This window comes from Nocardiopsis lucentensis DSM 44048 (assembly GCF_000341125.1).
Taxonomy (GTDB): domain Bacteria; phylum Actinomycetota; class Actinomycetes; order Streptosporangiales; family Streptosporangiaceae; genus Nocardiopsis; species Nocardiopsis lucentensis.
In genome coordinates this window covers 1-520 of the sequence record NZ_ANBC01000968.1, presented here as the reverse complement: position 1 = coordinate 520, position 520 = coordinate 1, and the positions used below count along the sequence as shown (strand labels likewise).

Genomic DNA, 520 nt, shown 5'->3' with positions numbered 1-520 from the left:
GACTCAAGGGTAGGTCCCGCCCCTGCCCTGAGCCGGGACCCGACCGGAGTTCCCGTTCCTCCTGCGGCGGCTGGCGCTGGGGCGCGGCAACGACGGTCGCCCACCACGCGCGCGGGCGGGAGCGGTGCCGGGCGATGTCCAGGTCGTCCACGCCCAGTCCGATGTGGGCCTGCTCGCCCTGCTCGGGGTCCGGCCACGTCGGGCGCCGGTGGTCGTTCACGCGGGTGAACCCCAGCCCGGCGCCGCCCTCCTGCCTGATCAGGACGAAGCGCGGGCCGGAGAAGACGACCGGCGGCCCCAGGGCCCGTTCGTGGAAGCGGCCGGGAGGGTGTTCGGTGTCAGCGGGCGAACCGCTTGAGCGCGTCGGTGTCCAGGATGACCCCGAGCCCGGGGACCTGCACGGTTTCACCGTAAGGGTGTTCCGACCGGTCCATGTACCGGCCGTTCACGGGGCGCGAGTGCACCACGACGGTGTTGGCGTCACGGTCCACCAACAGGTAGACGCCGATGCCGGTCGCGG

The 520-nt window shown here is 73.1% G+C and carries 2 pseudogenes; both read right to left on the bottom strand.

Going from position 1 to position 520, the window contains the following annotated elements:
• A pseudogene (locus D471_RS41505) lies at positions 1 to 220 on the bottom strand (hypothetical protein); the annotation flags it as partial.
• Between the two features lie 118 nt (positions 221 to 338).
• Positions 339 to 520 (bottom strand): annotated as a pseudogene (locus D471_RS0132355) (Uma2 family endonuclease); the annotation flags it as partial.